At 64.3% G+C, this 26317-nt stretch carries 22 protein-coding genes; 12 read left to right on the forward strand and 10 right to left on the reverse strand.

Going from position 1 to position 26317, the window contains the following annotated elements; translation table 11 throughout:
• Positions 1-7 precede the first annotated feature (7 nt).
• Genes BAUR9175_RS04775 through BAUR9175_RS04785 form a run of 3 tightly spaced genes read right to left on the reverse strand, consistent with a single transcriptional unit; the run spans position 8 to position 2673 of the window.
• Positions 8-778, reverse strand: a complete 771-nt coding sequence (locus tag BAUR9175_RS04775) for a CoA transferase subunit A (protein ID WP_009884536.1) — start codon at positions 776-778, stop codon at positions 8-10.
• The gene (locus tag BAUR9175_RS04780; protein ID WP_096146730.1) at positions 766-1500 is read right to left on the reverse strand and encodes a hypothetical protein; all 735 of its coding nucleotides are present in this window, start codon (positions 1498-1500) and stop codon (positions 766-768) included. The genes BAUR9175_RS04775 and BAUR9175_RS04780 overlap by 13 nt, the downstream gene beginning before the upstream one ends.
• 45 nt (positions 1501-1545) lie before the next feature.
• Entirely contained in the window at positions 1546-2673 is a 1128-nt protein-coding gene (locus BAUR9175_RS04785; RefSeq protein WP_101583104.1) for a coenzyme F420-0:L-glutamate ligase, read from the reverse strand.
• A gap of 479 nt (positions 2674-3152) precedes the next feature.
• On the opposite strand from BAUR9175_RS04785, the gene BAUR9175_RS19860 reads away from it, so the two are divergent.
• Genes BAUR9175_RS19860 through BAUR9175_RS04800 form a run of 3 tightly spaced genes read left to right on the forward strand, consistent with a single transcriptional unit; the run spans position 3153 to position 8217 of the window.
• The gene (locus tag BAUR9175_RS19860) at positions 3153-3614 is read left to right on the forward strand and encodes a WhiB family transcriptional regulator (RefSeq protein WP_271709906.1); all 462 of its coding nucleotides are present in this window, start codon (positions 3153-3155) and stop codon (positions 3612-3614) included.
• A complete protein-coding gene (locus tag BAUR9175_RS04795; protein ID WP_096146728.1) occupies positions 3611-6763 on the forward strand; it encodes a glycosyltransferase in 3153 nt (1050 codons plus the stop codon). The genes BAUR9175_RS19860 and BAUR9175_RS04795 overlap by 4 nt, the downstream gene beginning before the upstream one ends.
• Positions 6760-8217, forward strand: coding sequence for a DUF5719 family protein (locus tag BAUR9175_RS04800; RefSeq protein ID WP_101583106.1), 1458 nt, complete (start codon positions 6760-6762; stop codon positions 8215-8217). The genes BAUR9175_RS04795 and BAUR9175_RS04800 overlap by 4 nt, the downstream gene beginning before the upstream one ends.
• A gap of 20 nt (positions 8218-8237) precedes the next feature.
• Here BAUR9175_RS04800 and BAUR9175_RS04805 read toward each other — a convergent pair whose 3' ends face one another.
• A complete protein-coding gene (locus BAUR9175_RS04805; RefSeq protein ID WP_009884529.1) occupies positions 8238-8597 on the reverse strand; it encodes a metallopeptidase family protein in 360 nt (119 codons plus the stop codon).
• 82 nt (positions 8598-8679) lie between these two features.
• Between BAUR9175_RS04805 and BAUR9175_RS04810 the strand changes: the two genes are divergently transcribed.
• Genes BAUR9175_RS04810 through ahcY form a run of 3 tightly spaced genes read left to right on the forward strand, consistent with a single transcriptional unit; the run spans position 8680 to position 12080 of the window.
• A complete protein-coding gene (locus tag BAUR9175_RS04810; protein ID WP_180959205.1) occupies positions 8680-9102 on the forward strand; it encodes a DUF3499 family protein in 423 nt (140 codons plus the stop codon).
• Positions 9099-10574 carry a phosphohexomutase domain-containing protein gene (locus BAUR9175_RS04815; RefSeq protein WP_101583109.1) on the forward strand — a complete coding sequence of 492 codons (1476 nt, stop codon included), beginning with the start codon at positions 9099-9101 and terminating at the stop codon, positions 10572-10574. Before BAUR9175_RS04810 ends, BAUR9175_RS04815 begins: the two co-directional genes overlap by 4 nt.
• Positions 10575-10619: 45 nt before the next feature.
• The gene (gene ahcY / locus BAUR9175_RS04820) at positions 10620-12080 is read left to right on the forward strand and encodes an adenosylhomocysteinase (RefSeq protein WP_096146723.1); all 1461 of its coding nucleotides are present in this window, start codon (positions 10620-10622) and stop codon (positions 12078-12080) included.
• A gap of 115 nt (positions 12081-12195) precedes the next feature.
• Here ahcY and BAUR9175_RS04825 read toward each other — a convergent pair whose 3' ends face one another.
• Positions 12196-13020: an RDD family protein gene (locus tag BAUR9175_RS04825; protein ID WP_257944269.1), complete on the reverse strand. Its 825-nt coding sequence runs from the start codon at positions 13018-13020 to the stop codon at positions 12196-12198.
• A gap of 93 nt (positions 13021-13113) precedes the next feature.
• On the opposite strand from BAUR9175_RS04825, the gene BAUR9175_RS04830 reads away from it, so the two are divergent.
• Both BAUR9175_RS04830 and BAUR9175_RS04835 read left to right on the forward strand, forming a co-directional pair.
• Positions 13114-14112 (forward strand): stage II sporulation protein M, encoded by a 999-nt coding sequence (locus tag BAUR9175_RS04830; protein WP_101583111.1) that lies wholly within the window; start codon positions 13114-13116, stop codon positions 14110-14112.
• A 134-nt stretch (positions 14113-14246) separates the two neighbouring features.
• Complete coding sequence (locus BAUR9175_RS04835) at positions 14247-15443, forward strand: MFS transporter (RefSeq protein ID WP_219618405.1); 1197 nt, start codon at positions 14247-14249, stop codon at positions 15441-15443.
• 144 nt (positions 15444-15587) lie between these two features.
• Here BAUR9175_RS04835 and BAUR9175_RS04840 read toward each other — a convergent pair whose 3' ends face one another.
• From BAUR9175_RS04840 to BAUR9175_RS04860, 5 genes are read right to left on the reverse strand one after another with little or no spacing between them, the layout of a single operon-like run.
• A complete protein-coding gene (locus tag BAUR9175_RS04840; RefSeq protein ID WP_009884707.1) occupies positions 15588-16874 on the reverse strand; it encodes a DUF58 domain-containing protein in 1287 nt (428 codons plus the stop codon).
• Complete coding sequence (locus tag BAUR9175_RS04845; RefSeq protein WP_009884706.1) at positions 16875-17969, reverse strand: AAA family ATPase; 1095 nt, start codon at positions 17967-17969, stop codon at positions 16875-16877.
• Positions 17966-19231 carry a DUF4350 domain-containing protein gene (locus BAUR9175_RS04850; RefSeq protein WP_069599897.1) on the reverse strand — a complete coding sequence of 422 codons (1266 nt, stop codon included), beginning with the start codon at positions 19229-19231 and terminating at the stop codon, positions 17966-17968. Before BAUR9175_RS04850 ends, BAUR9175_RS04845 begins: the two co-directional genes overlap by 4 nt.
• Positions 19228-19884, reverse strand: a complete 657-nt coding sequence (locus BAUR9175_RS04855) for a hypothetical protein (RefSeq protein ID WP_069599898.1) — start codon at positions 19882-19884, stop codon at positions 19228-19230. Before BAUR9175_RS04855 ends, BAUR9175_RS04850 begins: the two co-directional genes overlap by 4 nt.
• Positions 19881-20933, reverse strand: a complete 1053-nt coding sequence (locus BAUR9175_RS04860) for a DUF7847 domain-containing protein (RefSeq protein WP_069599899.1) — start codon at positions 20931-20933, stop codon at positions 19881-19883. The genes BAUR9175_RS04855 and BAUR9175_RS04860 overlap by 4 nt, the downstream gene beginning before the upstream one ends.
• Before the next feature lie 135 nt (positions 20934-21068).
• Between BAUR9175_RS04860 and mtrA the strand changes: the two genes are divergently transcribed.
• From mtrA to BAUR9175_RS04880, 4 genes are read left to right on the forward strand one after another with little or no spacing between them, the layout of a single operon-like run.
• Positions 21069-21749: an MtrAB system response regulator MtrA gene (gene mtrA / locus BAUR9175_RS04865; RefSeq protein ID WP_009884702.1), complete on the forward strand. Its 681-nt coding sequence runs from the start codon at positions 21069-21071 to the stop codon at positions 21747-21749.
• A complete protein-coding gene (gene mtrB / locus BAUR9175_RS04870; protein ID WP_009884701.1) occupies positions 21746-23812 on the forward strand; it encodes an MtrAB system histidine kinase MtrB in 2067 nt (688 codons plus the stop codon). The genes mtrA and mtrB overlap by 4 nt, the downstream gene beginning before the upstream one ends.
• Positions 23809-25530, forward strand: a complete 1722-nt coding sequence (locus BAUR9175_RS04875; protein WP_069599901.1) for an LpqB family beta-propeller domain-containing protein — start codon at positions 23809-23811, stop codon at positions 25528-25530. The genes mtrB and BAUR9175_RS04875 overlap by 4 nt, the downstream gene beginning before the upstream one ends.
• A gap of 31 nt (positions 25531-25561) precedes the next feature.
• The gene (locus BAUR9175_RS04880) at positions 25562-26284 is read left to right on the forward strand and encodes a ComF family protein (protein ID WP_069599902.1); all 723 of its coding nucleotides are present in this window, start codon (positions 25562-25564) and stop codon (positions 26282-26284) included.
• Positions 26285-26317 lie beyond the last annotated feature (33 nt).

Below are 26317 nucleotides of genomic sequence, written 5' to 3' on the forward strand. Positions count from 1 at the left end.
CGGCTCCTCAGGCTTCGCGAACGGTACGTTTTTCGATGGGCTTGTCGGCGACCTGTTCCGGGGTCAGCTCGACGACGCGGTGGACGAAGATGCCGGGCACGTGCACGTCATCGGGATCGATCTCGCCCGGTTCGACGAGCTTCTCGACCTCGGCGATGGTGATTCGAGCCGACTGGGCGGCTGGGGGATTGAAGTTCCTGGCTGAGGAGTGGAAGACGAGGTTGCCGTGGCGGTCTCCGACGGCGGCGCGGACGAGCGCGTAGTCGGGTGCCAGTGACTCCTCGAGGACGTATTCCTTCTCTTCGCCGAAGGTGTCGAAGACGCGGGTGTCCTTGGCCGGTGATTCCTTGACCACATTGCCCTCGGTGTCGTACTTCCACGGCATGCCGCCGTCTGCGACCTGGGTGCCGGCTCCGGTGATCGTGTAGAACGCGGGGATTCCGGCGCCACCGGCGCGCATCTTCTCTGCCAAGGTTCCCTGCGGGGTCAGTTCGACCTCGAGCTCGCCGGAGAGGTACTGGCGTGCGAATTCCTTGTTCTCACCGACATAGGAGGCGATGATGCGTCGGAGACGGTGGTCGGCGAGCAGCAGGCCCAGGCCCCGCCCGTCGACTCCGGCGTTGTTCGAGATCACTTCGAGGTCCTTGGCGCCCTGTTCCTTGATCGCGCGGATCAGGAACTCTGGGACACCGACGACACCGAAACCGCCCACGGCGATCGATGATCCATCTGCAATATCGGCTACCGCCTCGGCGGGCGTATCAACTACTTTGTCCATGAGCCCAGTCTGCCACGGACCTCGCCGAGGCTGCTCGCCAGGTCCGCAACGCGAGCGTCGTCCATGCCATTGGCCAACACAGATTCACCCCCGCGCAGGAGGTGATCCAGGAACGTCGCCCACTCCTGCGGTTGCGGGGTTGAGTTCGCCACCAGGATGCCGGAGCCGGAATCATCGGCCGGGTCGGCCCACGCGATCTCCTCGTCACCGACGAGGAGCGTTCCGGTGGCCTGCAGTCGCCGAGGTGTGACATCCGGGTAGGCCCGGATCGCTGAGTTCACATCGATGAAGTCCTCATCGACCGGTGTGCTCAGGGCCAGCGCGGGCGGGTTGTAGACGAAGACCTCTTCTGCCGCGGCCAGGCGCTCATCGTTCTCATGGCCCAACGGCACCAGCGCGTGGAAGTCACCGTCGAGCGCGGTGGGTGTGTCCGCCGAGGCGGCCGCACCGTCTGCCTGATCCTCTTGAGATCCAGCTCCGAGGACGACGCGACCATCGGCGAGGAGGACACTGAGGATGGCGACGAGCTCGCGCCAGTGCAGTCCGGCAGGCATTGGGACGAAGAGCGTGAAGTCGGGGCCGAGCCCATAGTCTCCGAAGAGTCCGACTCCCTTATTCACCCAGTTCGCCACGACGGGACCGGTGAGGTCGAGTCGGTCATAGTCGGGCCCGCGCCAGAACAGGACGGGTCCGCCGGTGCGGCTGATGATGGAAAGATCCACGAGGCAGACCTGCTTTCTCGATATACGTCAGAGGGTGGGGTGTTGTCAGGGGTTGAGGAGTCCGATGTTGATGCGGACTCCGCGGGGGAAGGCGCCGAGCTCGCCATCGGCCCACTCCCATTTCGTCGTCGCGCTGAGGTCTTCGGCGAAGAGTGCGGTGTGCATGCGCTCGACGAGTGAACCGAGGCCGACCATCGCCTCGAGCAGGGGAGGCCCACCGGCCTGCGGGGTCGCGGGCGAGTCGGAGGGGGCCATGGTGATCCGTGACCCGGAGCCTTCGATGCGCATCCGCCAGGCGGCCTGCCCGGGGGTGCGTGATGACCCGGCTCGGACGACGCGGATGGCGCGGGAGACACGTTCGAGGATGTCGTCGCTGTTGTCCCCGGCCGCGGCACGTCCGGGCAGCTCTGTGACTCCGAGCCCGCGATGGATCGCTTCGACGTGGCCGTAGCGGAACCAGTCCTCGCCGAGGTCGCGGCTGAGCGCCTTCGCCCCGGCCCGACCATTGTCCAGGTAACCACCGGCGCCCCGGACGAGTGCCATCGGAAGGCCGCGCGATGATCCCTTGACGAGATCGGCTGCGGCGGCGATCTCGTCGGCGACTGCGCGGACGGTCACCGATTGCACACGACCGTCGCCGTCGGGCTTGCCGCGCTGGTCATCGAGTCCGGAGAAGCCGGAGAGACCGAGCGCGAAGTCGCCGACTCCGATCCTCCACGGCCGCGAGATGGTGTCGGAGATGACGACGCCGATGCGCACTGAGAACGCCTCTTCGACCCGCAGCCGCAGCTTCTGGGCCGAGGCGTCGCTGTCGACTGGGTGAAGGACAACGGCTCCGCCGGAGTTCGACTGGTCGAGGCCGGCCGCCGCCTGCACGGTGCCCGAATGAGTGCGCACGATCTGGACGGTGGATCCGGAGGCATAGGTGCGTTCGGCGACGAGGTGGTTCGACGACTCCTTGACGAGATCCTCGAACTCCGCCCGGTCGTTGACGGAGAGCAGACGGCCGTCAGCTTTGGACACGACCTTCGAGGCGATGACGAGGATGTCACCGTCCTTGAGGTCGATCCGATTGCGACGCAGAGCGTTGACAAGGATGGCTGCCAGATCGGAACCGGGCGAAATGTCCTCCTCCAGGGGAGGTGCATAGACGGTGAGGAGTCGGTCGTTCATCACCGCGTCCGCATCGTCGTCGGGCAGCCTCGGCGCCCGTTTTCTGGGTGCGATTGCTGGGATCGGGCGACGATCGCGAGTGATTCGACTCTCATGACTCCATAATCCCACCGACGGCGAATGATTTCTAAATTCTCCAGATTTGCTCAGGCGCGCACCATAGGTTGTGTCCATCCCAGATAGTGGTCGCTACATGTGGTGTTCTCGGCGCGTGTGTATGTGAAGGTGTGTTCGAATAACTCTCCGGCGGCCTCTGCAATACTCCACGAGGGCTTGACGGGGCGGTAATGACACGCGTGTAATTTATACTTAACAGGGGAACGCACTTAGCACGAATCCTCGGATTCGAGCATCCACCACGCTGATGCCGTCAGCACGAGCTTCACCTCCGGAACCATCCGGGGAGCCGGTCGCACCCAGACCATTTCACTCCTCGAACGGTACCGGAACCGGAGCTCGCAGTGGTAGGTGAGCTGAGCGTGAGAAAGGGGAAAACCGTGCAAAGCGCACAGAGCAAAAGGCAGGAGAGGGAAGACTTCTCCACAGTCGTGCCCGGAGTCACTTCTCGAAGTGCCGAAGACTGGTTCGTCGAACCAGGAGCACGAACACCGGATACTCTGCCTGATCCATTGGCGATCGATCCGAACGATCTGACACCGCTTCCCACGGATAACTCCGCAGTATCACCGCTTTCACTGCTCTTCGGGGCAGCTGAGGACGGTGAGCTTTCCTGGCAGGACCAAGCGCTGTGCGCTCAGACCGACCCCGAGGCGTTCTTCCCCGAAAAGGGCGGATCGACTCGTGAGGCCAAACGTGTCTGCGCCTCGTGTGATGTCCGGTCAGACTGCCTCGAATACGCGCTGGCGAATGACGAGCGCTTCGGAATCTGGGGCGGTATGTCTGAACGTGAACGCCGCCGACTCAAGAAACAGGTCGTGTGAAACCTGCCGTTACAGTTGTCCTCGCCTCAGGCGATGACAGCAGCAGGGTCGAGCTCGAAACAGCTCTGAGCAAGTCCTACCCCGAGATCCCGATCGTGGATCTCGGGGGTCTTGCCGTCACAGAGGCCATGGCACTCCCCGAAGTCGCCGACAGCACCCATCTGTGGTTCCTCACCGCAGACTCACGCCCCGAGCCCGAATGTCTTGAAGAACTGCTCGAGGCCATCGGCGCGACAGAATCGATCGCCGCCGTCGGTCCCAAGATCATGCACTCAGATCACATCGTCTCCGCAGGCGTCACCACCACCTCGGCGGGAGCCAGGGTCAACCCCGTCGCAGACGGGGAGTACGACCAGGGCCAGCGCGACGGGCAGTCGGAGACTCTGGGTCTCGATCTGCCCGGCATGCTCATCGCCACCACGGAGCTGGAGAGGATCGGAGCACCCTCTAGGGTCCTCGGCGTTGCCTACCGTGGTCTTGAATACTCGCGTCGACTCCGCGACCTCGGCCGCAGAGTCGTCGTCGCCCCAAGCGCCAGACTCACGGTCTCCACCGCACTGGCCTCCCAACTCGGTTCCTCCCCGCTGCCACCTCTGTCGAAATCTCAGATCCGCACGGAACAGCGCTACCGACTCAGCCTCGCCAGCCCCGGCTTCCTCAGCATCTTCTGCCTCCTCGTCCTCACCCAGCTGAAGAACACTCTGGCGGGTCTGCTGTCGAACAACGTCCGCGCCGCCTCCTGGTATTTCTCTGCGCTGCTCGGACTCGGCGCCGACGCCGGCACGACCGCCCGGCTGAGGCGCTCGAACGCCCGCCGCAGTCGCCTCGCCAAACGCACCACCGACTCTCACGTGGCCCCGCTGTATGCGGACCCGGACGAACTCTCCGTCCAACGTCGGAGCATGAACTCCGCCGAGGAGGCCCGTCTGGCCCAGGCCGAATCCGCAGCCGATACCGGCCCCGGGCACGGCGATGAAACAGAACTCAATCCCGTGGGCGATACGGAAGAGGCCATCGACTCGTTCTCACGACTCGAGGTCACCGGCGGTGCCGGGCTCTTTCGCAGCCCTCTGACCTACCTCCTCATTGCGGCCGTGGCACTGAGCGGCTTCGTCTCCTTCCGACTCTTCGGCACCGGCCACCTCGTCGGCGGTGCCGTGGGCTCGACCGATGTCAGCCTCGGTGACCTCGTCAGGCGCCTGCTCAGCCCGAATCTCGACGTCTCCACCGGCGCCGCCGTGCCCAGCGACCCCTATCAGCTGGTCATCGCGGTCCTCAGCCTGCCGTTCCTGGGCCACGTCGACATCATGGTCCGCACCCTCATCCTCCTCGCCCCGATCCTGGCCGTCATCGCCGCCTACACCGCGGCGGGCACGATCGTGAAGAGGAAATGGGTGCGCGGATTCGCCGGGCTGCTGTGGATCGCCGCCCCGCTCTTCGTCACCGCGCTCTCAAACGGACGCCTCGGCGTCATCTTCGTGTGGATCGCGGCTCCGCTCTTCGTCATCGCCCTCCGCCGCAGCCTGCGCACCGGGTCCATCGCCGCTGCCGCAGGTGCCGGACTCCTGCTGTTCCTGATGGTCGCCGGCGTGCCGCTGATGCTGCCCCTGGGAATCATCCTCACCGTCGTCCTCCTGTGCACCGGTCGCGGCCTGCGCCACCTGTGGCTGCTGGCTCCGACCCTGTTCCTGGCCTGGCCCTGGGTGGTCGGCCTCGTCACCGAACCCGGCGCCCTCTTCGTCATGCCCGGACAGACCTTGGCCCCGCCAGCCCCGCCGACCTACCTCCTCGCGGTCGGCTTCCCCTCAACTATTGACATGACGTGGCTGTCCGACCTGCTTGCCGCGGTCGGCATCAGCGGAGTCAGCCCGGGACTGCTCCAGCTGTGGGTACCGGTCCTGGTGCTGCCGATGCTCATCCTCGCGTTCCTCACGGTCATCGAAGCTCACCTCAAACTCTCCCGGCTGACATGGGCCGTGGGCCTCTACCTCACCGGTCTGCTGGTGGCCACCGGACAGATCCTCATCCCGGCCCAGACCGGGCCCTTCCATCTCATCGGCTCCTATCCTGCCGCCGGACTGACCCTGCTCAGCCTCGGCGCGATCATGCTGCTGACCCTCGGAGCCCAGGCCACGACGACGAAGTCGACGAACTCCCGCCGGCTGCCCATGCGCGGCCTGACCGGGTTGGTGGCCATCGCAGCCGTCGGACTCATCGTCGTCAGCGTCGGATCCGGCACCACCTCGGCGGGCACCACTTCGGGCGGCGCACTCACTACGCAGGAGCACGGCACTGTTCCGGCCTTGGCCGCTGACCGGGCCGCCGATGATGTTCAGGCGCGCACGCTGCGCCTCGACGTCGTCGACGGCGAGGTCCGGGCACGGCTGCTCTCATCTGCCGACGGGACGGTCATCGGCACCTCGACCATTCACTCCGCCGAGGCGGTCGGCGGCTGGCCGTGGGAGCGCAGGCCCCTGCCCATCAGCGAGGACGAGACCCTCATCGCGCAGGCCGCCGCAGCACTGTCGGCCGATGATGCCGGTGACGTCCGCGCCATCCTCGGCGAGCTGGGCGTGGACTTCGTCCTCGTCGACTCGGATGCGAAGAACCTCCGCAATTCGGTGGCAGCAGCCGACGGTGTGGTCGAGGTCGGTCCGACCGAGTCTGGCGGACTGTGGCAGGTCGACACCCCCTACAACGGTCGCTTCCTCGTCCGCGAGCCCGACGGTACGTTGAGCACGGCACCGATGGACGGAACCACCGCCGAGGTGGCTGCAGGTGAGGACGGGCGCACCCTGATCGCCTCCGACGCCGCCGGCAACATCACCGCCAGCCTCGATGGCAAGGCCCTGCCGGCCCCGGAGAAGCCCACGAACGACTGGGCCGCCGAATTCTCACTGCCCGCAGCCGGGGGAGACGTCGAGCTCAGCTACGGCTCCGAGTTCTATGCACCGGGAGTCATCCTCGGTTGGGTCCTCGGTCTGCTCACCGTCATCGTCGCGATCCCCTTCGGATCGCAGCGGCAGAGCAGGGCCTGGTCGCGAACGACTCGTGCGAAATCTGAGAAGAAGGCTCGCACGACATCGCAGCGAGCGAAGACAGCACCGAAGTCGCGAGCACCCGAGCAGACAGTGGAGACGAAGCCATGAAACACCTGCGCAGCATCGTGACCTTCGCGGCGATCGCCGTGCCAGGCGTCCTCGTCGCCACCACATCGTTCCTGACGCCGCTGACCCCAGGCACCCTCGACCGCAGCCCCGAACAGGTGAGGATGCCCACCGCAGACACCCGCGTGATCTGCCCCGGCCCGCTGCTGACCGATGACGAAGCAGAAGGCACCGACGCGGAATTCGTCGATGACTCGAACGTGTCCACCCGAGTCGTCTCGGCTTCCGCGCCGATCAGTGCCGCCGACGGTTCCGTCTCGGCCGCACGCCTCCAGGTCGCGGATCTGGGAGGCTCGGCCAACTTCGACAACCCCAGCTCGGACGGCTTCATCTCCGGTGACGATCCGATCGATCAGACCAAACTCATCACCGGGTTCGCCCGCCCCGGAGCACCGGCGCTGACGACCGGCGTCGAAACAGTCGAAGGCACATCAGGTGACCTCACCGGTCTGGCAACGCTGACCTGCGGGGCAGCCGCCAGCAACTTCCGGATCCTGGCAGGCTCGGGTGCTGCAGGATCGAATTCCCAACTGCTGCTGAGCAACCCCGGTGACGTTCCCGTCCAGGCCGAGGTCGCACTCATGACACCTTCGGGACAGCGCGGGGAGCCGACAGAGGTCAGCATCAAGGCAGGGAAGCAGCGCGCCATCCGCCTGGGCGGTCTCGCCGGCGGAGCCGAGTCTCTGGCAGTCGACGTCAAGGTCGACGGGGGAGTCGTGTCCGGTTCCCTCCAGGAGACGGTGCTCGACGGTCTGACCCCCAAGGGCATCGACTTGGCCACAAGCGGGGCGGATGCTGATTCGCAGCAGGTCGTGACCGGACTCAACGGCAAGGACGCACGACTGCGTGTGGCCAACCCGAGTGATGACCTCGCGGAGGTCTCCCTCAAGGCCTACGGACCCGATGGTGAGATCGACATTCCCCGTTCATCCATGACCGTGGTCGCGCATGGAGTCGCCGAGGCGGATCTCGGCGATCTGGAGGCCACCAGCGTCATCCTCGACTCGGACCAGAGCATTCAGGCCAGCGCATTCATCGGCCAGGACGGGGAGAAGGGCAGCGCGGACTTCGGAAGCGTCAACGCCACAGACACCCTCGCCGACTCGCAGATCATGGCCCTTCCGCGCACGGGCACCGGAAAGCTCTACCTCTCACCGGGCCAGGGGCAGGTGCAGGTCAGCGGCATGCTCGATGATGGTTCGCTCACTGAGCCGCAGTCGATCGACCTCAACCCCACCGGCACCACCGAGTTCAGCCCCGCCGAGGTGTCCCCGGACGCAGTGCGGGCCATCGTCATCAGCGGTGAGAACGCCTCAGGATCCCAGTCGGACGGTGTCCACGCCAGCTATGTGGTCACCACCGACTCCGGGATCTCCTCGGTCCAGCCGGCACCGGCACCGGCCGGCGTGGCCTACCGCGACATCCGACTCGGCTGAGGCGGGGACAGCGAACTCGGCTAGGAGTTCCGGAGGATCTCGACCTGGTCGGCGACCACCTCGGCGATGAGGGAATCGCGCTGTCCGCTGCTGTGATATTCGATCACCCGACGGTAGAGGACGATGTGCGTGAGCCGGTGCGCGGTGGCGGGAAACACCCGCCCGAAGGCAGGTTCGGTCGAACTGGCCGGTGGGACGGCATCGATGGCCAGCACCACCTCGGCGAGCAGTGCCGGTTCTTGAGCCCGTTGGCGGGCGAACTCTTCGGCCGCGACACGGGCGAAGCTCTCGGATCGGCGCTGACGGGCGGGCACGTCGGCTAAGAACAGCGGGGACCGCAGTCCACGGCCGTGCCGATCACGGTGACGCCTGGTACTCATGAGTCAATATTGTACTGACCATAAGGCCCTGGCTGTCGGGGACAGGCGGTGCTCGCGTGTAAAGTGGTGGACTGTGTCAGCCGTGAGATTGTGTTCAAAAGTCAGCTGTTCGCGCAGTGCCACAGCCACCATGACGTACGTGCACGCTGATGCCTGCGTCGTCATCGGTCCGCTGTCGCGTCGCTCCGAACCCGGTGCCCACGACCTGTGCGCCGATCATGCCGCCAAACTGACCCCACCGGTGGATTGGCAGCTCATCCGCATCGGGGGTGAGCAGGCTCCGCCCGAACGAACCCGTGACGATCTTCTGGCCATCGCCGACGCCGTCAGGGAAGCAGCAGGCCGCCCCGGGAACGGCGCTCGCACAGGCGGGGGTGCAACTGCCCCGTCATCTGACTCTTCATCTCCCTCGTCGACGGGCTCGCCTGCGGGCTCCGAGAGCCGAAACGACGGCGCCGTGCAGGGCCGCAAACACGGTCACCTGCGCATCATCGGCGACTCATGACCACAGACAACGCCGCGCCCGATCCCAGCCGCACACCCGGTCCCGATCTCGTCGCGGCCCGCACGAGGGCGCTCGAGGCCGCGGTCGGTGCCTATGACATCCGGGGGCGCATCCCGGACCAGTTAGAGACCGATGTGCTCTTCGCTCTCGGCTGGGCTACGGCCACCGCGATGGCTGAACTCCATGACACCGCCGAGGTGGTCGTCGGCCACGATATGCGCCCCAGCTCACCCGGCTTCGCCCACGCATTCGCTGCCGGCATCGAGTCCGCCGGCTTCCGAGCCGTCCTGCTGGGACTGTGCTCGACCGATCAGCTGTACTTCGCCTCAGGCATCTTCGATCTGCCGGGTGCGATGATCACCGCCAGCCACAACCCGGCCGACTACAACGGGATCAAGATCTGCGGTCCTCGTGCCGCCGGAGTCAGCCTCGCCTCGGGGCTGGGACGAATCAAGGACCTGGCGCCGCAGGCACCCACACACAACGACGCTCCTGAGGTCCCGGTCGACGAGTCCGCCGCGAAGGACATGCGCGGCCGCTATGTCGAACGCATCCGCACCCTGACCCACGTCGACGAGGTCAGCGGTCTGCGCGTCATCGTTGACTGCGGCAACGGCATGGCGGGCAAGCTCCTCGGCGAGGTCTTCGGCACCGACGCCGGCTATGCTCAGGTGCCCTTCGAGGCCATCGGCCTGTTCACCGAACTCGACGGCACCTTTCCCAATCATGAGGCGAACCCGCTGAAGCCGGAGAACCTCCTCGATGTCTCCCGCGCAGTCGTCGACCAGGGCGCGGATCTGGGATTGGCCTTCGACGGCGATGCCGACCGCTGCTTCTTCATCGACGAAACCGGAGCGACCATGTCTCCTTCGGCTGTCGGAGCGCTCGTCGCCGAGCGCGAGATTGCTCGTGCCAAGGCAGCAGGCGTGGCCGAACCAGCTGTCATCCACAACCTCATCACCTCCCGCAGCGTGCCGGCCACGATCGCCGCCGCGGGTGGGCGAGCAGTGCGTTCGAAGGTCGGCCATTCCGGCATCAAAACCCTGATGCGCTCCGAAGGGGCGGTCTTCGCCTGCGAACATTCCGCGCACTTCTACTTCCAGGAGTTCTACGGCGCCGACTCCGGCATGCTCGCCGCGTGTCACCTGATAGCCGCCCTGGCGAACACCGGGGCACCGGCCTCACGGCTCGTCGCCGACTACGATCTCTACGTCCAATCGGGCGAGATCAACTTCACGGTGGCAGACCCCGATGCGGTTCGCGCGGCCTTCGCCGCCGAATCCTCTGACTTCCCAGCCAGCACCATCGATGACCTCGACGGCATCGGTCTGCAGGGCGAAGACTGGTGGGTCAACCTGCGCAAGTCCAACACGGAGCCACTGGTGCGACTCAACGTCGAAGCCAGCGATCCGGATCGTCTGCGCGAACTGACTGCACAGGCCAGTGAATTCGTCGAAGCCCGCAGGCAATAGACTCAAACGCAGACGACAACAGTTTCCGTTCCCGATGGAGGTACCGTGCTCGATTCCACCGACTACAAGGTTGCCGATCTGAGTCTGGCCGAGGCCGGCCGGCACCAGATCCGACTGGCCGAACGCGAGATGCCAGGGCTCATGGCTCTGCGCGAAGAATTCGGCCAGAGCAAGCCGCTGACCGGGGCCCGCATCGCCGGAAGCCTGCACATGACAGTGCAGACAGCTGTGCTCATCGAAACCCTCGTCGCCCTCGGGGCGCAGGTGCGCTGGGCCAGCTGCAATATCTTCTCCACCCAGGATGAGGCCGCCGCTGCCGTCGTCGTCGGCACCGGAAGCGTCGACGCCCCCGCCGGTGTGCCGGTCTTCGCCTGGAAGGGTGAGACCCTGGAAGAGTACTGGTGGGCCGCGGACAAGATCTTCGACTTCGCCGAGGGCGCCAACCTCATCCTCGACGACGGCGGCGACGCCACCATGTACGTCCTCAAGGGTGCTCAGGCCGAAATCGATGGGGGAGTCCCAGCCGCTGGCGAGGACGACCCGGAAGAGTTCAAGGTCCTCCTGGCACAGGTGCAGAAGTCACTCGAGGCCTCGCCCGGTCGCTTCGGACGCATTGCCGCCGGCATCAAGGGCGTCAGCGAAGAGACCACCACGGGCGTCAATCGTCTCTACCGTCTGGCCGAGGAAGGAAACCTCCCGTTCCCGGCCATCAACGTCAACGACTCGGTGACGAAGTCGAAGTTCGACAACCGCTACGGCATCCGCCACTCCCTGCCCGACGGCCTCAACCGCGCCACCGATGTCCTCATCGGCGGCAAGATCGCAGTCGTCGTCGGCTACGGTGACGTCGGTAAGGGAGCCGCCGAGGCGCTGCGCGGTCAGGGTGCCAGGGTCATCGTCACCGAGATCGACCCGATCTGCGCCCTGCAGGCGACGATGGACGGCTACCAGGTCGAGAATCTCCCCGCAGTGGCACCGACGGCTGACATCATCATCACGACCACCGGCAACACGCGTGTCGTCGGGGTCGAGGTGCTGACCAGTCTCAAGCCCGGAGCGATCGTGGGCAACGTGGGCCACTTCGACGATGAGATCGATCTGGCCGGACTGGCCAAGATCTCCGGAGTGACAAAGGTTGAGATCAAACCGCAGGTCCACGAATGGCGCGTTCCGGTGCCGGCTGAGCTCGGACTGGATCGTGACCAGACGGACTTCCTCGTCCTCTCCGAAGGTCGCCTGCTCAACCTGGGCAACGCGACCGGCCACCCCTCGTTCGTCATGAGCGCGTCGTTTGCCAACCAGGTGCTTGCGCAGATCGAACTCTGGGTCCGTGCCGATGATTACGACAACGATGTGCATCGCCTGGCGAAGGAACTCGATGAGAAGGTCGCCCGTCTCCACCTGCCGGCGCTCGGAGCCAAGCTGTCCGAGCTGTCGAAGGAACAGGCCGAATACATCGGTGTCGACGTCGCCGGACCTTACAAGCCCGAGCACTACCGGTACTGAGGTTCCCTGACGTTCTCAGGCCCGGCTCCCATCGACTGGGGTCGGGCCTGAACTGTCTGTGGTTCTGCTTGTGTGGGGTGTATTGGAGCTGAGCGTGTAAGTGGGTGTGCGGCTTTCAGCGGCTCTGCAGACTCAGTCCGTGGGGGAGAGTGTTGACGCCGGCGCGGAAGGCTTGAGACTGTTCGGCTCGGCGCTGCTGTTTTGCGAACTCGGCGGACCGTTGCCGGTGGATGACCGCTGACAGGAACTGTTCGGGCATCGTCCCCTCTGGTGGCGCGGGTGCAACATAGGGATTGAGCTCGGTAGCAAGTTCCTTCGCCCGCTCCCAGCGCGAATCGCGACCCAGATTCTCCGCCATCGACAGGAACTGGACGATTCGCCGGTGCAGTCCGGCCGGAAGTGTGGCGATGTCGGTCTCGGCCAGCCAATTGTGCAGATGCGGGGAGACGTGCGTGCGGATCGGCTGGGGTGGGGAGGTGCGTTCACTCACGGCCATCGTCCCGGCCATGTAGTCGCCGAGGCGTTTGGACTGTGGGGAGATCAAGCCGGAGAGAGCAGCCACACCGCCGCCGGTCGACAGGATCTCGAAGGGCCAGAGGATGGCCCGAATGAACGAATGCCTGGCTCGTTCGGCGCCGCCGTCATCGCGGACGACTCGCAGGCCGAGGATGAGCTTGCCGAGTGAGCGTCCGTGGGTGAGGACTTCGACGATCATCGGCAGGAGAACGAACACCGAAATGCTCATGATGGTCATGACCGATGTCAGCAGCAGCTCGTTGACCTCAAGAATCTGCAGCAGGAACCAGAACATGGCGATGATGAGCCCGATGTTGACGATCGAGTAGACGATGAAGTCGATGAGGCAGCTCAGCGCACGTGCCGCCAGGGCAGCAGGCTGAATGCTCAATTCGACGGCTTCTCCCGTCACCAAAGTACTCACAAATCCATCCTGTCATAATTCCCATCCCCACTTCACGGCGGATCGCCTGCCACCCACATTCGGAGCGGCGGGACTCTCAGATAGGGTTGAAGCATGGACCCGAATCTGCTGGCCGAACTTCACGGCGACAAGTGGCGAGAACTGTCCATGCTGGCCAAGCAGAACACGTTGAATCCGGCGCAGACACACAGGTTCCTCGACCTCTACCGCGATGCGTCGAAGGATCTCTCGCGGATCATGACGGTCGCACCCGACTCGGTGGAGGCCGCACGTCTGTCGGCGATCGTCCATCGCTCGCGCAACCATCTATCCGCGGTCCCATCCGGTGGTCTGAGCGGTCTCTCCCGCTTCTTCGTCATCAGCCTGCCGCTGTCGATCTATCGGCTCCGCTGGGACTTCCTCATCGCCGCAGTGTTCTTCCTGGCGGTCGCGAGCCTGGCCGGGATCTGGGCGGGAATGCATCCGGAGGTCCTCGAGACCTTCGGTGATCACGCCTTCCGCAAACAGTTCGCCGAACACGATTTCGTCGAGTACTACAAGGAGAACCCGAACGGCTTCTTCGCCGTGGGTGTGTGGACGAACAACGCGTGGATTGCCGTGCAGTTCGTGCTCCTGGGCATCACCGGTGTCTTCGTCGTCTCTGGACTGTTCTCCAACGCCGTCAACGTCGGCTTCTCCGGTGCGATGATGTTCGAGTTCGACCGCGGTTCGGACTTCTTCCTCTACATCCTCCCGCACGGCATCCCCGAGATCAGCTGCATCATCCTCGCTGCAGCCGCGGGGCTGAGGCTGTTCTTCGCCTGGGTGGTGCCGGGCCCACAGCTGCGGCGGAACAAACTCGCCTCGGAGGCCAGATCACTGCTGACAGTCGCCGGGGGACTGGTCATCATGCTGTTCATCTCGGGTCTCATCGAAGGCTTCGTCACCCCGAATCCGATTCCGCCGGCGCTCAAGATCGCCATCGGCGTCGCCTATACGGCCGCAGTCATCGCCTATGCCTGGTACTTCGGCAAACGTGCCGCCAAAGCCGGCCTCAGCGCAGACCTCGATGAGCATCAAGCCGGCTACTCAATCCTCGCCACCGACAAGTAGGGTCGCGTCGAACCACAGTCGCACAAGGCGCCTAGCCTCGGGCGAAAAGCTGACCACGAATAGGTAGCGCGCATGCTGAAGGCCAAGTCCGGCGGATCTACATGAGGTTCCTACGAACTCATCCGGGCTTCAGCATGCTGTGGGCCATCAACTTCACCTCCTCTATGGTGGGTTGGTCAATGGGGATTGCCCTCAGCGTTCACATCTACCAGCTGACCGGGTCAGCCTTGTGGACCGCCATCTTGGCAGCCACACCGACGGTCTCGGCAATAGTGTTTGGCCATCTGGCTGGCACGGTGGCTGATCGCTGGAACCCCCTGCGAGTAGTCCAACTGACCTTGCTGGCACGCGTCGTCGTCCTATTGGGACTCTTCGTGGTTGCTGAATCACCTGTTTGGTTGGCGATTTTGGTCTTTGTGCAAGCCGCCGTCCAGCAGATCTATCGGCCAGCGGAGCAGGTATTGATAGCTGACTTTGTCTCGGCTGAGGACCTACCCGAGGCAAACGGGCTCAATTCGTTCGCGTCGAACGCGACCCGGCTCGTTGCTCCGGCGTTGGGTGGCTTCGTCATCGCCGTCGTAGGGTTCGGCTGGACCGCGCTTGGGATGACCGCATTTATGGCTTGCTCGGCAATACTGAGTCTCACGCTGGGCCGCTGGTTCCAACAGTCGCCACCGAGCGAAGATGCGGAAATGCCAGACGGTTCCAAATCAGTCGGAACATATCTGAAGCTCTTACGCCGGAGCCCCCGGGCACGCGGGTTAGTCCTTCTCCAAGTGCTCGACGCCGTCAAAGAGGGCCCTCTGTCTGCGTTGTTCCCCGTTCTGATGCTGGGAGTAGTCGGTGCGACGTCCACTGAGATGGGACTGGCCAACAGCGCCTTCGCAGTGTCAGCAGTGGTGGCCGGCCCGCTGATCGGTGTGGTGATCAAACGCCTTGGTTATCAGCTGACGGTTGTGGGCGGAGCCGCCGTGGCGTACAGCCTGATCGTTGTTCTTGTGATCTGGCCTTCCTTCCCCATGGCGGTCATCGCATTCTTTCTGTCAGGGTTGCCTTTCACCGTGTCGTGGGTGGGAAGTCAGACGTGGCTGCTGCTGACTGCACCGCGATCGATGAGGGGCCGCGTTGTCGGTACGAATGGAGCTGTCTATTCGTGCTTCACCCTGATTACTATGCTGGGCAGCGGAGTCCTGGCCGACATGATCGGTGTCCGATGGGTGATAGGAGTTGCCGCAGGCGTGGCACTCATTGGTCTCGTTCCCGTCCACCTTCTATTGCGATCCGTGCCGAAACCAACCGACGCGTCTGCCGAATCAGAAGGGCAGAAATGATCATCGCTCCACCAGACTCAACCTCATCTGTGCCACCGCATTCGAGCGGGGCAGTGATCGTTTCTTCACCAATTGAAACGGTGAGGGGCGGACTGAGTATCCAAAGTGATAAGCGCGCACCCGAAACTGGCTTGGGGCTGCGGTCTAGAGCTTCCCGGTGGCCTTGAGATTGATGTAGAGATCGGCCAATGCGCCAGGCAGATCGTCGGGGCCCGCCTCGACGGACTGGACACCGGCACCGCGCAGACGAGTCTGCAGTGACTTCGACGTCAGCAGCTCCGATTCTGCGGCTGCGGCGGTGAAGATCTCGTCGGTTCCGTCACGTCTGGCAGCCAGTTCACGCAGTCCGGGATCCTCGACAGAGGCCAGGACCACACGGTGGCGGGCCAGGAGCGTCGGCAGGACCGGCAGGATCTCATCGGAGACGCTGCCCTCGTCCAACGCTGTGACGAGGACGACGAGGGCATGCTGGCGCGACGTGGCCAGAACGGTCGAAGAGATCTGCTCCCAGTCGGCATCGTAGAGTTCCGGATGCACCGTGGTCAGTGCCACCGACAGGTCATGGACAGGGTCCTTCGACCGATGACTCGAAGCGATGGCACGAATGCGAGCATCGGCGACGACGACATCGACGCGGTCACCTGCGCCCGAAGCCAGAGCCGTCAGCAGCAGAGCAGACTCCAACGCCGCATCGAAGACCGTGCCGTCTCCACACCGGCGTGCTGCCAGCCGGGACGAATCGACGACGATGACGACCCGGCGGTCACGTTCTGGCCGCCAGGTCTTGACGACCAGGTCCTGGGCCCGGGCACTGGCCCGCCAATCGATCGAGCGCACATCATCACCGTCGACGTAATCGCGCAGCGAATCGAACTCCGTGCCCATGCCGCGGATCATCACCGCCGAGCGACCGTCGAGCTCACGCAGCTTCTGGGTCTTCGACGGCAGTTCACGTCGAGAGATGAACGGCGGCAGGACGCGCACGATCGCAGGAACGTCGAAGCTCTTCTGGCGGGCGATCAGGCCCACGACGCTGCGACTGCGGATGGTGACTTTGTCACCGTGCAGGGCACCACGACGCACCGGCAGGAGCTGAGTGACCACCTGCGTGTTCTCCTCCGGCGCAAGGTCGAGCCGCGAACGGGTGCTCTTCGCCCCGGCACTGGGCGACCAAGCATCCCGGACGGCTAGGCGAAGTCGTCTGGGGGAGTCGTTGACCACTGTGAGAGTGGAATGGGTGGGGTCTCCCAACCGGACCATCGGTCCCGGTGTGCGCTGAAGGGAGGCCAACCTCGGCGGCGGTGTGAGGAAGAAGTCGACGAGCGCGAGGAGGACGATGATGCCGGCGACGATCAGCGCGCTGGTGAACCCCGGCATGAGCATGACGGGGATGATCCCAAGCAGGGTCAGCAGGAGCAGACGTGTGGTCATTCAGCGCGGGACTTCGGTGGTTGCGATGATCGAGTTGAGGACCTGATCGACGTTGAGCCCGTCCATCTGAGCCTCCGGACGCAAGATCACACGGTGGCCCAGAGTCATATGAGCGAGGGCCTTGACGTCGTCGGGTGTCACGTAGCCGCGACCTGACAACCAGGCATAGGCGCGTGCGGCACCGAGCATTCGGGTGGCGCCACGAGGGGAGACGCCCAAGGCCAGGGACGGTGCCTGCCTCGTGGCTCTGGCGAGGTCGACGATGTAGGTGATGACCTGTGGGGCGATGTAGATCTCGGCGATGCGCTCGCGCGCCTGCGCGATCATGGCCGCGTCGACGACCGGGGTCAGTCCCGCCTCGGCGAGGTGGGAGGCATCGAAGCCGTGGGCGTGACGGTTGAGGATCTCGAATTCCAGATCGCGTTCGGGCAGTCCGAGCACGAGTTTGAACAGGAAGCGGTCGAGCTGAGCCTCGGGCAGGGGGTAGGTGCCCTCATACTCCAGCGGGTTCTGGGTGGCAGCGACCATGAACGGTTCGGGCAGGGCACGGGACCCGCCGCCGACGGAGACCTGGTGTTCCTCCATGGCCTCGAGCAGAGCCGACTGGGTCTTGGGCGGGGTGCGGTTGATCTCATCGGCGATGAGGATGTTGGTGAACACGGGTCCGGCTCGGAACTCGAAGTTCGACACGGATGCGTCATAGACCAGCGAGCCGGTGACATCGCTGGGCATGAGGTCCGGCGTGAACTGGATGCGTGTGTTGTCGAGGCTGACCGAGGTGGCGAAGCTGCGCACCAAGAGGGTCTTGGCGACGCCGGGCACACCTTCGAGCAGGACGTGGCCCTGGCACAGGAGGGCGATGAGCATGCCGGTGACTGCTTCGTCCTGGCCGACGACGGCCTTGGCGATCTGCGTGCGCACATCGACGAATGCCTCGCGCAGCGGGTCGCGTTCCTGGGCCGGCTGCTGTGGGGCCTGCATCGGCTGAGCCTGCTGGGGCTGCGCCGGCTGCTGCGGCTGTTCCTGTGACGGGGCCTGTTGCGGCTGCGCCGGTTGCTGGGGCTGGGCGGAGTTCTCTCCCGGAGTCTGTGTCATGAGACCTCGCTTTCGATGAGGGTGAGCAGATGGACGATGTTCGCCAGATCTGAGTCGGTGTGGGGCACCGCGGAGGAGAAGACCGACTCGATTTGGGCCGGATCGCGGCCCGTGGAATTCGAGATGCCGACGATGATGTCAGTCAGGCCCGCCTCGGGTCCCAGCGCCAACCGCTTCGCAATGCGCAGCAGGGCACCCGTGCGCAGGGTGTGCAGGGCTCCGGTCCGGTCATGGCTGCGTGCAGCCAGAGCCGCTCGACCGTGCACCGTCTCCACTGCGGGAACGATCACCGGCAGGCGTTCGACGGCCAGGGGACCGAACCTGCGGCCGATGATGAGGAGGAGGACGATGATGCACGGAACCAGCCATACGGCTCCGGCGATGAACCAGCTGGGCACATAGTCCAGCGTCGATGGTGCCGATTCGGAGTCAGCGGACTCGGTGGGGTAGTAGACGACCAGATGGTCGGTCTGTGAGAGTTCGGAGAGTACCAGCGAGGCATGGCCCTCTTCGTCGATGCCGGCGTTGGTCGCCCAGGTGGAATTGCCGAGGACGGTGACGGGAAAGTCGCCCTTTCCTCCGCCGCCCTGGTCGACGATGAGCTGTCCGTGAGCCGATCCGGGAGTCACTGCGCCGCCGTCGATCTGCGAGACACCGGGACCGGCGAATGGGTAGCAGGCGCGAAGACCCTCGGTTCCCTTCCTGGCTTCGGCATACTCGTAGTCACCGGTCTCTACCGGGCCTGCAGCCTCGGCTGAGGGCACAGCACAATCTGGCTGTGAGATCTTATCCGGAGACGCCAGCGGACTGAGGCTGTCATTGACCGTGATGCGGTCGGTGAATTCCTGGACGGCATAGCCGGGGTCGATGAGCACGAGACGGTTGTCCTCGGCTGCCAGTTCGGACCGGAAGCCATCGATGTCGCCCTGGGAGAGCGTCTCGGCCTGCGTGGGAATCAGCAGTGACGTGTCGGGTTGTCCGGCGGCTTTATGGGCTGTGTCGAAATCCTCGGTGGTGGTGACGTCGACCCCCTGGTCGCGCAGGGTCTCGACCATGGCCTTCGTGCCGTCGCGTGAAGTGGAGTCGTAGTGCAGCGGGGCATCGGTGCCCCGGTCGGATGTCATCAGCATCGTCGCGATCACAGTGATGAGGATGGCGACGGCCGCGACGATCCATACCCCAGCCGATCTCAGGCGAGCCGTCACCGGCACGGCCGCACTGGAACGGGTTCCCCTGGTTGCGACGTCGATGAAGGCGCTCATGATGCCACCGCCGATCGCTGCCGAGGGTTCAAGGCGCTGAGCCTGCCATCGAGTGCCTGGAATTCGCCATAGGTTGTCTGCAGCGAATCGTTCGAAGTTCGGTCGCGTTCCTCACCGAAGAGGAGGTCGTTGAAGACGTTCGCCACGCGAGCCAGCTCTCGCCTGTGCTCGGGCAGGTGCTCTCCGGCGGTGCGGCTGAGTTCGCTGGCCGTCGACGCCGAATCGAGAGTCACGATCTGCTTCTGCGAGAGTACGGCGAAGATGGCACGGGCGGAATCGATGACCGCGGTCCTCATATCCCCACGTTCGGCAGCGGCCCGGGCGCTGTCCCTCCACGGACCGGGCTGCGGTGACGCAACAACGGGGTCGAATGCCGACAGCGGAAGGCTGGTCTTCTTCAGCCCGACGCGCCTGACTCGCCAGATGATCAGCGCGATGATGGCCGCGAGGGCTGCGACGACGATGAGCAGCAGCCATGGTGAGTTGCCGTCCAAGGCGGTGGAGACGAGTGAGTCCCAGATGCTGCTGAGCCATTGTCCGAGCTGTTCCAAAGGGGTGAGATCGGTGTTCGAGTATTCGTTCTTCGACAGTTCGTCTTCGACCAATTCGCGGCCGGTTTCACGATCGATGGGAGAGCTGCTGAGGATGCTCATGCGCTGCCCTCCTCGCGGCGGATGAGAACCAGGTCGAAGCCTTCGGAACGCATGCGCTGGTCGAAGTAGCAGACGCAGACGAGGCAGGAGAAGTAGGCGAAGAGGATCGCCGAGGATACGGTCGTCAAGATCAGGAGAGCGGCTCCGGCGACGACGGTGATGACCGTGATCGACGTCGAGGATGCGGCAGCGGCCCCGATGGCAAGCGTCGCGATGACGGTGAGGACCGAGACGAGCGGGGTGATGATGAGCTGGACCAATTGGTTGGACAGGAAGTAGCCGAGCCCCAGCTGGCCGAGGGTGCGCCAGAATCCTCGCCCGGTCAGCGTCCACGAACGGCGCAGTCCCGCACGCACGCCCAAGCCCTCGACGGCGATGGCCGAGCCGGTGAAGGCGAACCGCAGGTTGAGCCAGATCAGGGCGCACACCCACAGCCCCAGAGCGACGAGCGCGGTGACGATTGCAACAACCGGATTGTCGGCCAGGGCGAACAGAACTGAGGGAAGACTGAGCAGAAGCAGCAGGCCGAGGTTGACGGCACCCAGGAGCAGCGCGGCGAGAATGAGCGTCCACCGGCGCCCGTGCAGAGACCTCCACGACTGCGTCAAGGTGGTCTTGCGTGCCCCGAACGAGGCCTCGGCACCGCTGGCGGCCAGCCCGGCGAGGAAATGGGCCACGCCGAGGCTGAGCAGGCTGATCGCGAACGATCCCATCTGCGCGAGCAGGAAGAACCCGGACATCGCATCGTCATTGCTGACGATGTCGTTGAGGAAAGGCAGGAACTGCAGGACGACGAAGGTTCCCAGCGCGGTCAGAATCAGAGTCCAGAGCGTGAATACGATGAGAGCGGCACCGATGGTGAGGCCGGGAATGAACCTCAGCAGCCGGAAACCGGAATCGAGCACCTCGAAGAAGGTCAGCGGTCGTTTGGCCAGGATTCCACGCGGGGAAGGCGGGTGCCATTCGTGATGCGTCGGGCCCTGATCTCGTCGTTGCCACTGACCGGTCTGCCAGTCGACCTCTGAGGTCCACGCATTCGATCGTCCCATCACCGAACAATCCTGCCATGTTTCGCGGCCCGACGCCGAGTCGAATCGCCCCCGAAGCTGTGTTCACGACGTCTGCATTCAGCGGTGGGGGTGTCGAGGTCGAAAGATTGGACGCTCATAAGCGACAATGGGAGGATGAACGCTCGTATCCTCGTAGTTGATGATGACACGGCTCTGGCCGAAATGATCGGAATTGTGCTCAAAAGTGAAGGCTTCGAACCCTTCTTCTGTGCCACCGGCGATCAGGCTTTCGACGAATTCCAAAAGGTGAATCCGGACCTCGTCCTCCTCGACCTCATGCTGCCCGGGAAGGACGGACTCGAGGTCTGTCGGGAGATCCGGGAGATCTCCTCCGTGCCGATCATAATGCTCACGGCGAAATCGGACACCGTGGACGTCGTCCTCGGCCTGGAGTCCGGTGCCGATGACTACGTTCCCAAACCGTTCAAGCCCAAGGAGCTCATTGCCAGGGTGCGGGCCCGCCTGCGCATCTCCGAACCGCAGGCGCCGGAACTGCTCACCGTCGGCGATGTCGTTGTCGACGTCGCCGGTCACACGGTGACCAAGGGCGGTTCCCCGATCTCCCTGACCCCGCTCGAGTTCGATCTGCTGGTGGCGCTGGCCCGCAAACCCTGGCAGGTCTTCTCCCGTGAGACCCTGCTCGAAGAGGTGTGGGGCTACCGGCATGCGGCGGACACCCGTCTTGTGAACGTGCACGTGCAGCGACTGCGTTCGAAGATCGAGCGTGACCCGGAGAAGCCGGACATCATCGTGACCGTTCGCGGCGTGGGATATAAGGCAGGCAGAGCGGCGTGAGTCCCACCTCGGCTGTGGGCGGAGCGATCCGCACCGCAGCCTCGGCGGTCCAGACGTTCTGGAGGTTCCTCCTCCGTTCGTTCAGCCATTCCCTGCAGCTGCGGATCGTCGTCCTCACCATCGTCCTCACCTCCGTGGCCATCTTCGGAGTGGGGACGTACATGTCCCAGCAGATCTCACGTGGCCTCTTCGACACCCGGCTCCAGTCCCTGTCCTCTCAGGCCGGGACCATCGTCTCCGAGCTGCGCAGCCTCGCCCCCGTCGACGGGCAGGCGGTGACTCAGGAGAACCTGAGCTCTCAGCTCTCTTCGATCTACAACCGCTCCACCGGTTCCGTGTACTCGCTGTCGTTGGAGCCCAGTGATCCGAACTCATCGTTCTCAACCGTCAGTGCGGGGAAGACGGAGTCTGATGGCTCCGCCGTCGAGGTGCCCGCCACCGATGAGCTCAAGGAGGCCATCGGCAAGGCCCCGACCGATGACATGCTCTACCAGTCCGTGGCCCTTCCCGACGGTTCCGGTCCCGGTCTGCTGATCACTCAGGAACTCCAGATCCCAGGTGCCGGTCAATTCCAGCTCTATTATCTGGGTGACCTGTCCGAGCAGCAGGACACCCTCGACTTCGTGCAGCGTTCGATGCTCGTCGCAGCCCTTGTCCTCGTCGTTCTCGTCGGCGCGGTGGCCTGGATCGTCACCCGGCTCGTGGTGACTCCGGTTCGCACCGGCGCCGAGGTGGCACGTCTGATCGCCGATGGTGACCTGGACGAGCGCATGCCGGTTCACGGCAATGACGAGATCGCGGTGCTGGGGGAGTCCTTCAACGACATGGCCGACACTCTGCAGCATCAGATTCAGCAGATGGAGCGACTCTCCGTCCTGCAGCGACAGTTCGTCTCCGACGTCTCCCACGAGCTGCGCACACCCCTGACCACGATCCGGGCCGCCGCAGACCTCATCTACGATGCGCGCGACGACCTCGATCCGGTCACCTCCCGCAGCGCGGAACTGCTGAACTCGCAGGCGGAGAGGTTCGACAATCTCCTCTCGGACCTGCTCGAGATCTCCCGCTACGACGCCGGTGCCGCCGCCCTCGTGGCCAAGCCCGTCGATGTTGGGGCCATCGTGACCTCGATCATCGAAACGGTGTCGATGGTGGCTGACCAGATGTCGACGAACATCGTCGTCCACGCCCCGTCCTCGCCGGTGATGGCCGAGGTCGACCGCGTGCGCATCACCCGTATCGTGCGCAACCTCGTCGTCAATGCGATCGAACACGGAGAGTCCAATCCGATCGACATCTATGTCGCCTCCAACGCCGAGGCGGTGGCCGTGAGCGTGCGTGACCACGGGGTGGGCATGAACGAAGAGCAGGTCGAGCACGTCTTCGACCGCTTCTGGCGTGCGGATCCCGCCCGCAAACGCACCTTGGGCGGTTCTGGTCTGGGGCTGGCCATCTCGCTCGAGGACGCTCACCTGCACAACGGCTGGCTGCAGGTCTGGGGCAAATTGGGAGAGGGCTCGTGTTTCCGCCTGACCATTCCACGCCGTCCAGATCAGGAGATCACGTCCTCACCTCTGCCTCTGCCGCCACGAGATGCGCAGATCCAGGGTGCCGCCCTGGTAGCCGGCCCGCTGTCCTCGGACGGTTCCGTGCGGATCCAGACGGGCTCGATTCCCATCGTGGTCGAGACCGGTCAGACTGGCCCCGCCCACGACGGCTTCGTCGATGAGCCTGAGGTCATCAGCGGTGATTCGGCCATCATCGACGACGGCACCGATATTGACACCGACTCCGACGACGAGACACTTGATGTCGACGAGGCTGGCACAGCCACGGAGGTCAGTGACGACCCGGATGCCGCGAATGACTCTGAGGCGCGCAAGGGTTCTGAGACTCGCAAGGACTCGGATACCGGGAGGGACTCGGAGGGCGAGCCCGACTCCGACGCCGAGGCAGGCAGCAGTGAGCCCGAGCCCGACGCTGCTGGCGACGCCGAAATTCACATCGACATGGACACCGTTTGGCACCCCAGCACCACTCCCGAAGGAGGATCGAAGTCATGAAGACTCCCCGCCGTAGGAAGAGTCTGCAGATGCTCATCCTCGCCATCTTCGCCACCATGGCGCTGGGAGCCTGTTCCTCGATCCCGAGCAGTTCGCCCGTCGGTCACATCGAAGCGGGATCCGGTGACCCCGGAGCCAGCAGCGCCCGTATCCCTGACGGCCCTGAACCCGGTGACAGCATCGGTGAGATCGTCCGCGGATTCTTAGCAGCCGGTGCGGGTACCGGAAACAACTTCTCCGTCGCCAAGTCCTTCCTCACCGAGGCCGAGGCCCAGGAATGGAATCCGCAGGAGTCGGTGTCAATACTGCCCAACGACACCGATCTGGACTCGCTCAACGCCGGAGTCACCTCCGACAACAAAACGCTGACGATGTCGGCCCCGGTCGTCGGGCTCGTCAACTCCTCGGGCATCTACAATTCCACCAAGCCGGGAACTCAGTCGAACATGGAGTTCTCGCTGCGTCAGGAGAACGGGGAGTGGCGCATCGCCTCGGCGCCCGATGGTCTGCTCATCTCCGAGACAGAGTTCCAGACGATCTTCCTCAACTACTCGCTGCAGTTCTTCACCTCCGACTACTCCTACCTAGTCCCGGACTCCCGGTGGTTCCTCCGGTCCTCGTCAACACCGACGGCGCTCATCAACGAACTCCTCAGCGGACCGGCCTCGTACCTCTCGGGCGCGGTCGTGACCGCAATCCCTGGTGGTGCGAAACTCAGCGACACCAACGTGGTGACCATTGAGAACGGTGTTGCGCATATCGCCTTGGGCAGCCAGGGAGATGCGCCGACAGACAGAGAGAAGGGGCTGATCCGACAGCAGATCGCGTCGACGCTCAAGGTCATCCCCTCCATTTCGAGCATCGAGCTGACCATCGGCGGACAGCTCGTTTCGGAGAGTCTGCAGCCGAAGACCGATTCCTCCGTCCAGGTCGACGGTCCACCCGTGGTGCTGTCCCAGGACCGGCTCTCACGCATCTCCGGCACGACAGTGGCCAAGGTCGAGAACAGCCCGAATCTGGCTAAGGTCAAAGCCAGCGATCCAGCCGTGTCCTTCGACGATTCGCTCTACGTCTACCTGCAGAACTCCGGTAAGGAGCTCATGCGGCTCAAGGCCGATACCGTTGATGCGACTCCGATCTTCAAGGGCAAGAAGCTCGTCCGCCCCAGCATCGACCGGTTCAACACGGTGTGGACCGGAGAACGCGATAACAAGGGCAAGCTCACCGCCATCGGCGAAGACAGCAAGGAGTACTCGATCGCCACGGACTTCCTCTCCGGTCGAGATCTCATCGACCTCGAAGTCTCACGCGACGGGACACGGATCGCGCTGCTGAGCCGGCACAAGGGCGAACCCTCACGCATCGACGTCGTCGGCATCCCGCGTGACAAGGCGGGCAACCCCTCCAGCGCTGTGTCCGATGCCCCGATCGAGGTTGGATCGAACTTCGACGAGGTCAAGGACATCTCGTGGGCGGGATCGACGTCGCTGGTGGCCTTGGCTGCGATGGAAGGCGATGAGGTCCAGCCGTTCCGCATCGGTGTCACCGGACCTCCGGCGCAGCTGGGAGAGGTCCCCGACGGCAGCCGCATCGCCTCGGGCGAGGACGGACGTTCGATTCTCGTGACGAGCTCATCAGGTGAGATCTACTCCTACAATTCCAACGCCTGGCAGAAGCTCGTCGACATCACGGCCAAAGACCCCTCCTATCCGGGCTGAGGTGCGCAGCGCGGCGAGGTAGATTTCTCCCATGGGCCTGCTCACCGGATTCGGCGAACTCTTCCTGCCCCGCCGGTGCGCCGGCTGCGGGCGGGAGGACGTCTCATTGTGTACGGCCTGTCTGCATCTCCTCGGCGGCATCCCGCGCGCCATGGAACCTCGATACGGTCAGATTCCCGTCGTCGGCGTCTCGGAATACAGCACCCAGATTTCTCATATGGTGGTCAACTTCAAAGACAACGGACGCCGCGACATTCTCGACCCGCTAGCCCTGGCACTTGCACGCTCCATCACCGCGGCCTTGGAATTGGCTCATCATTCGGGTGGGAGGGTCAGACTGTTTCCCGCGCCGAGCTCCCCGCAGGCGCTGCGTCGTCGAGGTCGTTCCCATACGGCGGCATTGGCCAGACGCGCCGCGCAGCTGGTTCCCGAACTGTCACTGGAGGTCATCGATGTGCTCCTCACCAGACACCACCATGATCAGGTCGGTCTGGGAGCACATGCCAGGGAGGCCAATGTGGCCAGATCGCAGTATCTCAACCCGACGATCCTGGACTCAGCGATTGGGCGACCAGGCGGCGAAACGGAGTCGGAATCGGGTGTGGATCTTCTCATCGATGATTTCTCAACCACCGGCGCAACCTTGGCAGAAAGCGCAAGGGTATTAGCATCGGTGCAGATCAGACCCGCTGCAGGAGCCGTTCTCGGTCTCGGCCGCGGGGGCACTCGATTTGTCTCTCCCTTTACTGTATAACGGTGTTTACCCATCCAAGGGAATGGGATCGGA

Source organism: Brevibacterium aurantiacum (assembly GCF_900169065.1).
Classification (GTDB): domain Bacteria; phylum Actinomycetota; class Actinomycetes; order Actinomycetales; family Brevibacteriaceae; genus Brevibacterium; species Brevibacterium aurantiacum.